General features: G+C 70.7%; 7 protein-coding genes. 4 read left to right on the top strand and 3 right to left on the bottom strand.

Annotated elements, in window-relative coordinates; all coding sequences use genetic code 11:
* Together A612_RS08040 and A612_RS08035 are read right to left on the bottom strand one after the other, a co-directional pair.
* On the bottom strand, positions 1-494 hold a 494-nt coding region (locus A612_RS08040; RefSeq protein ID WP_019373991.1), incomplete at its 3' end, for an RNA polymerase sigma factor.
* A gap of 163 nt (positions 495-657) precedes the next feature.
* On the bottom strand, positions 658-1,581 hold the full coding sequence (locus tag A612_RS08035; RefSeq protein ID WP_040436348.1) for an AraC family transcriptional regulator: 924 nt from the start codon (positions 1,579-1,581) through the stop codon (positions 658-660).
* A gap of 59 nt (positions 1,582-1,640) precedes the next feature.
* Between A612_RS08035 and A612_RS08030 the strand changes: the two genes are divergently transcribed.
* The 3 genes from A612_RS08030 to wrbA all read left to right on the top strand — a co-directional run bounded on the left by A612_RS08030 (position 1,641) and on the right by wrbA (position 4,687).
* The gene (locus A612_RS08030) at positions 1,641-2,888 is read left to right on the top strand and encodes an MFS transporter (protein ID WP_019373989.1); all 1,248 of its coding nucleotides are present in this window, start codon (positions 1,641-1,643) and stop codon (positions 2,886-2,888) included.
* Positions 2,889-3,202: 314 nt separating this feature from the next.
* A complete protein-coding gene (locus A612_RS08025) occupies positions 3,203-3,946 on the top strand; it encodes a gamma-glutamylcyclotransferase (RefSeq protein WP_019373988.1) in 744 nt (247 codons plus the stop codon).
* A gap of 138 nt (positions 3,947-4,084) precedes the next feature.
* A complete protein-coding gene (gene wrbA, locus A612_RS08020) occupies positions 4,085-4,687 on the top strand; it encodes an NAD(P)H:quinone oxidoreductase (RefSeq protein ID WP_019373987.1) in 603 nt (200 codons plus the stop codon).
* A gap of 210 nt (positions 4,688-4,897) precedes the next feature.
* On the opposite strand, the gene A612_RS08015 is transcribed toward wrbA, so the two are convergent.
* Positions 4,898-6,316, bottom strand: a complete 1,419-nt coding sequence (locus A612_RS08015; protein ID WP_019373986.1) for an FAD-binding oxidoreductase — start codon at positions 6,314-6,316, stop codon at positions 4,898-4,900.
* Between the two features lie 146 nt (positions 6,317-6,462).
* On the opposite strand from A612_RS08015, the gene A612_RS08010 reads away from it, so the two are divergent.
* Positions 6,463-6,914 (top strand): cob(I)yrinic acid a,c-diamide adenosyltransferase (locus A612_RS08010; protein ID WP_019373985.1); only part of this gene is annotated, 452 nt, incomplete at its 3' end.

Raw genomic sequence — 6,914 nt, 5'->3', positions numbered from 1 at the left:
CTGGCAGCCGGCGCCGGGCCGAGCGCGGCCTTGAGTGCATCGCGCGCCCGGGCCAGGCGCGACAGCACCGTGCCGGGCGCGATGTCCAGCGCCTCGGCCATCTGCGCGGTGGACATGTCGTCGAAGTAGTACAGCACCAGCACCTCGCGGTGGATGGGGGCGATGCGGGCCAGCGCCTTGACCACGTCCAGCCGGTCGTCGATGGGCGAGGGCGGTGCGGGGACGTCGTGCGCCGGGTCGTCGGCGCTGTATTGGAGCGGCTGCTGCGGCAGCAGGTGGCGCAGCGCGTGGCGCCGCATGATCTGGAACAGCCAGGCGCGCGCCAGGCTGGCGTCGCGCAGCTGGTCGCGGTGGCGCCAGGCGCTGGTAAAGCAGTCCTGCACCACGTCCTCGGCCAGCGCGCGCGAGCCCGTCAGCGCCCAGGCGCTGCGCAGCAGGAAGCGGTAGTGATCGCGCACCCACTGGTTGTAGCGCGACTCGGCCGTGGAAATCATGGGGACTAGGAGCGGCCGGCGCCTTGATCCATTCCATGCCAAGCGTCAGGGAAAACCCTTGGATGGCGGAATGGGTGTAGGACTTTGATGCTTCTCAATTGATAGCTGCTTGCGCAGAATTGACGGGCGCTAGAGCCGTTTTTCATACAAAAGCACGTCCGCCTCACGACTGCGGCGAGCCCAGGAAGCGCCCCGGCGACATGCCCACCGCGCGCCGCACCATGGCTGAAAAGGCGCTGGGACTGCTGTAGCCCAGCTCGGCGGCGATCTGGTTGATGGGCCGGCGCCGAGCCGCCAAGGCCAGCGCCTGGGCCAGGATGACCTGCTGGCGCCACTGGGTGAAGGTGCTGGACAGCTCCTGGCGGAACAGCCGCGCCACCGTGCGCGGGCTGGCGCCGGTGCCGCGCGCCCACTCGGCCAGCGTCTCGTGGCGCGTGGGATCGGCCAGCACGGCCTCGCACAGCTGGCGCAGGCGCTTGTCGTGCGGCAGGTCGATGCCCAGCGGCACGCTGGCGGCGCGGCGCAGCTCGTCCAGGATCAAGGCGCTCAGGTGGCGCTCGCGGCGCAGCTGCTCAGGCGGCAGCGGCTCGCCGTCGGCGGCGGTGGGCATCTCGCGCACCAAGGCGCGCAGCAGCTGCGAGACCTCCAGCACCCGGCACTGGCGCCACGGCGCTTCGTCGGCGCGGGCCACGCCGGGGCCGCAGCGCCCGGGCGGCTGGTAGAAGTACAGCGTGCGCAGGTCGGCGTCTTCCACCATGGTCACGGCGTGCTCCACGCCCGGGGGGATCCACAGCGCGCGCGAGGGCGGCACGATGTAGGTGCCGCGCGGCACCGTCAGGCGCAGCACGCCCGTGGTGGAGATGGCCACCTGCGCCCAGGGATGGCTGTGCGGGCGCACCTGTGTGTCGGCGCGCAGTTCGCGGTGCTTGGCGCGCACGGGGCGCTCCCGGCTGGGCACGAACAGGTGCGGCGTGAGCGACTCCACGTACGACAGCACGCGCGCCGGCCGCGCGGCGCGGCCGGCGGTGCTGGCCGCGACGGGCTCGGCAGGCGGCGGGGCAGGGCGGGGAAGGGACGGGCTTGGCATGATCACGACAGCAATTGGCCGACTATCGTATATCGGCCGCGACTGCCTTGCCTAAGATCATGCCCATGACGACTGCTGTCCCCACCCTGCGCCAGGACGCGCGCACCATTGGCCTGATCGGCCTTGCGCACGGCTCCTCGCACTTCTTTCACCTGCTGCTGCCGCCGCTGTTTCCTTTCCTGATCGCGGAGTTCGGCTACAGCTATTCCGAACTGGGGCTGCTGGTCTCGGTGTTCTTTGTGGTTTCCGGAGTGGGCCAGGCGCTGTCGGGCTTCCTGGTGGACCGCGTGGGCGCACGCCCGGTGCTGTTCGCCGCGCTGGCCAGCTTTGCGCTGGCGGGCCTCACCGCGGGCAGCGCCAGCGGCTACCTCGGCCTGGTGGTGGCGTCGGTGCTGGCGGGCCTGGGCAATGCGCCGTTCCACCCGGTGGACTTCACCATCCTTAACAAGCGTGTGTCGCCCGCGCGGCTGGGCCACGGCTTCTCGGTGCACGGCATCTCGGGCAACCTGGGCTGGGCCACCGCGCCGCTGTTCATGGCGGGCATCGCCACGGCCACGGGATCCTGGCGCATGGCCTGCCTGAGCGGCGGTGCGCTGGCGCTGGTGGTGCTGGCCGTCATGGTGTGGAACCGCGACGCGCTGGACGATCGCCAGGGCGCCTGGGCGCATGCGCCGGCCAAGGGCGCCACGGGCAGCGCGCACGCGCAGGAACACCCCATGGCCTTCCTCAAGCTGCCGGCCGTGTGGCTGTGCTTCTCGTTCTTCTTCTGGAGCACCTGCTCGCTCAGCGCCATCCAGAGCTTTGCCGCCCCGGCGCTGCAGCGGATGTACGACATGCCGCTGTCGCTGACCTCCATGGTGGTCACGGGCTACATGCTGTGCAGCGCCGTGGGCATGGTGATAGGGGGCTTCCTCGTGGGCCGCGTGGTGCGGCTGGAAAAGACCATCAGCATCTGCCTGATGGCCTCCGCCGCGCTGCTGGTGCTGGTGGGGCTGGGCGCACTGCCCGGCACGGTGGCGCTGGCCGTGGCGGCGCTGGCGGGCATGGGCGTGGGCATTGCCGGCCCGTCGCGCGACATGCTCATCAAGCGCGCCGCGCCCCCCGGCGCCACGGGCCGCGTGTACGGCACGGTGTATTCGGGGCTGGACCTGGGCTTTTCCGTCGCGGCGCCGTTGTTTGGCGTGCTGCTGGACCGCGGGCAGACCGCCGACATCTTCTACGGCTCGGCCCTGGCGCTGGTGCTGAGTGTGGTCTCGGCGGCACTGGTGGGCGGTGGCGTGGCACGGCGCCAGGCGCAGGCTGCGTGATAGGTGCCGGGGGCTTCCAGCGCATACGTAGCAAGCGCTAACAGCTATTGAAACAGGAGCGATGGCGCGCCCTCCAGGGCAAGCCCTGCGCCGCGCATACCGGCTTGGCGGTTCCCCTGCCGCTGGGCGCGGGGCGGCAAGCGTTCGTCGCAGCCTGCATTCGGCCGTTATGCAGGACGGTGTGATGCGCTCTGGCCCATTGATCAAGCGGTGGATGCGAAATACAGTGAACCGCAGTGAAGAGCGGCGCGCCGCCGCGCCGTTCTCCAGCGTACGGGCCCGCTCCTTCCCCCGGTTCTGCTTCGACCCCAACCATGGAACCCCACGCCTTCAGGCACCTCCCCCAACTGCAAGGACGGCTCACGCCGCCCCAGGCCAGCGGGCTGCGCCTGACCGACGAGGTGCTCGCCGCCTGGGATGCGCAGGCGCGCCAGCAGGGCCTGTCCGCCGACTGGCGGCTGCCCGATGACGTGGTCGAGCGCTCACGCCAGGCCGTGCTGGCGCAGAGCGAGGGGTGCGACCTCTGGGTGTTTGCTTACGGCTCGCTGATGTGGAACCCCGCCATCCACTTTGACGAGGTGCGCCGCGCCCGGCTCGCGGACCATGCGCGCCGCTTCGCGCTGGCCACCACGATCGGCCGCGGTACACCCGACAGCCCGGGGCTGGTGCTCACGCTGCAGCGCGGCGTGGGTGACTGCGAGGGGTTGGCATTCCGCATTCCGCAGGCGCTGCTGGAGCGCGAGTCGCGCATGCTGTGGCGGCGCGAAATGATCCACGGCAGCTACTGCCCGGGCTTTCAACCGCTGCACACGCCGCAGGGCGGTGTGCGCGCGCTGGTGCTGTCCGCCAACACCGCGCACCCGCTGCACCGCGGCGGGCTGTCGCTGGACGACACCGCGGCCATCATCGCCAGCGCGCAGGGCAGCGTGGGCAGCAACCGCGACTACCTGGACCAGCTGGCGTGCCAACTCGACCTCTTGGGCATCCGCGATGACTACGTGCGCTGCCTGGCTGCCCGGGTGCGCGCGCACCGCGCGGCGCAGGACCGGGGTGGTTAAGTGAGATCGAACCAGTGCCGGTGGAGCCTGCTGGAGCGGGGTGCCACCGTGTGCTGGCCCATGAAGGCGGCGGGGTGCTGCGCGCGCTGCCTGCCATGCTGCTTGTGGCTGCACAAGCGTTCTTGAAAAGGGAAAGTCATGTCCAAGGTACTCGTTCTCTACTACTCGACTTACGGCCATCTCGAAACCATGGCGCAGGCCGTCGCCGAAGGCGCGCGCTCTGCCGGTGCCACGGTGGACGTGAAGCGCGTGCCCGAAACGGTGCCGCAGGAGATCGCCCGGTCCGCGCACTTCAAGCTGGACCAGTCCGCACCCGTCGCCACCGTGGCCGAGCTGGAAAACTACGACGCGATCATCGTCGGCGCGCCCACGCGCTTTGGCCGCATGCCCTCGCAGATGGGCAGCTTCCTCGACCAGGCGGGCGGCCTGTGGGCGCGCGGCGCCCTCAACGGCAAGGTGGGCGCGGCGTTCACCTCCACCGCCACGCAGCACGGCGGGCAGGAGACGACGCTGTTTTCCATCATCACCAACCTGCTGCACTTCGGCATGGTGATCGTGGGGCTGCCCTACAGCTTCCAGGGCCAGATGACGCTGGACGAAGTGGTGGGCGGCGCCCCCTACGGTGCGACCACCATCGCCGGCGGCCAGGGCCAGCGCCAGCCCAGCGCGACCGAGCTGGACGGCGCACGCTTCCAGGGCCGTCTGGTGGCCGAGACGGCCAACAAGCTGTTCGGCGCCTGAAGCCACGCCGGTGCCGCGCGGCGTGGTCCGCGTGGTGCCGGGTGGTGGAGCGCCTGCCCCCAGCCCAGCCGCGGACCGGCTGGGCTTTTTATTGCCCGCGCGCTCGGGCCCGTTGTGCGGAAAACAAGGGTAAAAAAGGCCCTAGCGCTTATGCAGCAAGCGCTTGCAGCTATTGAATCAGGAGTGGCCGCGCGGCCGCCGCGGTGCAGGCTATAGCGCGAAGATCTTGCCCGGATTGAGGATGTTCTGCGGGTCCAGCGCGCGCTTGATGGCGCGCATCATCTCCACCGCGCCCTCGCCGGCCTCGTCCACCAGGAAGCCCATCTTGTGCACGCCCACGCCGTGCTCGCCGGTGCAGGTGCCGCCCAGGCGCAGCGCGCGCGCCACGAGCTGGTGGTTGAGCCGCTCGGCTGTCTCGCGCTCGGCGGGGACGGCCGGGTCCAGCAGGTAGCCGAAGTGGAAGTTGCCGTCGCCCACGTGGCCCACCAGGAAGTAGGGGATGCCGCTCGCGTCGGCCTCGGCCACGGAGTCGAGCAGGCAGTCGGCCAGGCGGCTGATGGGCACGCAGGTGTCGGTGCTGATGGCCTTGCAGCCCGGGCGGCTCTGTACGGCGGCAAAGTAGGCGTTGTGCCGCGCGGTCCACAGGCGCGTGCGCTCCTCGGGCGTGGTGGCCCATTCAAACGCGTTGCCGTCCCATTCGCGCGCAATGTCCTGCACCACCTCGGCCTGTTCCTGCACGCCGGCGGGCGAGCCATGGAATTCCATCAGCAGCAGCGGCTCCTCGCGCAGACGGAGCTTGCTGTGGGCGTTGACCATGCGCACGCTGTTGGCGTCGATGAGCTCCACGCGCGCGATCGGCACACCGAGCTGGATGGTCTGGATCACCGTGCGCACGGCGGCCTCGATGGTGGGAAACGAGCAGATCGCCGCGCTCACCGCCTCGGGCAACGGGTACAGGCGCACGGTGACCTCGGTGAACAGGCCCAGCGTGCCCTCGCTGCCCACCATCAGGCGCGTGAGGTCGTAGCCCGCGCTGCTCTTCTTGGCGCGCGTGCCGGTGCGGATCACCTCGCCACGGGCGGTGACCACCTCCAGCGCCAGCACGTTCTCGCGCATGGTGCCGTAGCGCACGGCGTTGGTGCCGCTGGCGCGCGTGGCGGCCATGCCGCCGATGCTGGCGTCGGCGCCGGGGTCGATGGGGAAGAACAGGCCCGTGTCCTTGATCGCCTCATTGAGCTGCTTGCGCGTGATGCCGGGCTGTACGGTCACGGTGAGGTCGTCGGCGTCAACGGACAGCACCCGGTTCATGCGGCCCATGTCGATGCTGATGCCGCCCTGAACGGCCAGCAGGTGCCCTTCGAGCGACGAGCCCGCGCCGTAGGGGATCACTGGCACGCCATACTGCGCGGCCAGGCGCACGGCGTCCTGCACGTCCTGCGTGCTCTCGGCAAAGACCACGGCCGCCGGCGGGGGCGCCTGTAGCGAGCCCTCGTCGCGCCCGTGCTGCTCGCGCACCGCCAGGGCGGCGCTGTACTGGCTGCCGAAGCGCTCGGCCAGGGCCTGCAGGAAGGCTTCGGGCACCGGGCGCGGCGCAGGTTGCAGCTGGTGGAAGGAGGTGGGAGCGTTCATGGCGATGCGAATCTCCGGGCAAGCGGGCAGGGGGTGGGTTGTCGGCCCATTGTAGGAAGCGCGCAGCCTGCGGGCTGTCGCGCCCGCTGGCCCAGGGGCTGCAGCACAATGGCGCGATCGGCTGGCAAAGGAAAGGACATCGCGCCATGGGTAACCGCCTGACACAGATCGCCACGCGCACCGGGGACGACGGCACGACCGGGCTGGGCAACAACACGCGCGTGTCCAAGGCGAGCGGCCGGCCGTGCGCCATGGGCGACGTGGACGAGCTCAATTCGCACATCGGGCTGCTGCTGTGCGAGCCGCTGCCCGAGGACGTGCGCGAGCTGCTCGTCGACGTGCAGCACCAGCTGTTCAACCTGGGCGGCGAGCTGTCCATCCCGGGCTTCGAGCTGCTCAAGGACGAGGCGCTGGCGCAGCTCGACGAGGCGCTGGCGCACTACAACGCGCAGCTGCCGCGCCTGCTGGAGTTCATCCTGCCGGCGGGCACGCGCGCAGCGGCGCAGGCGCATGTGTGCCGCACGGTGGCCCGCCGGGCCGAGCGCGCGGTGGTGGCGCTGGGCGCCGAAGAGGAGCTGCGCGCGGCGCCCCGCCGGTA

Source organism: Melaminivora alkalimesophila (assembly GCF_000282995.1).
Lineage (GTDB): Bacteria > Pseudomonadota > Gammaproteobacteria > Burkholderiales > Burkholderiaceae_C > Melaminivora > Melaminivora alkalimesophila.
The sequence above is the reverse complement of the archived record's forward strand: the minus strand, read 5'-3'. Positions and strand labels throughout refer to the sequence as shown.

What these genes read in the sequence shown, in the direction of transcription:
- A612_RS08035 (WP_040436348.1), bottom strand. Translation starts at nt 1,581, where the DNA reads ATGCCAAGCCCGTCCCTTCCCCGCCCTGCCCCGCCGCCTGCCGAGCCC.
- A612_RS08030 (WP_019373989.1), top strand. Translation starts at nt 1,641, where the DNA reads ATGCCCATGACGACTGCTGTCCCCACCCTGCGCCAGGACGCGCGCACC.
- A612_RS08025 (WP_019373988.1), top strand. Translation starts at nt 3,203, where the DNA reads ATGGAACCCCACGCCTTCAGGCACCTCCCCCAACTGCAAGGACGGCTC.
- wrbA (WP_019373987.1), top strand. Translation starts at nt 4,085, where the DNA reads ATGTCCAAGGTACTCGTTCTCTACTACTCGACTTACGGCCATCTCGAA.
- A612_RS08015 (WP_019373986.1), bottom strand. Translation starts at nt 6,316, where the DNA reads ATGAACGCTCCCACCTCCTTCCACCAGCTGCAACCTGCGCCGCGCCCG.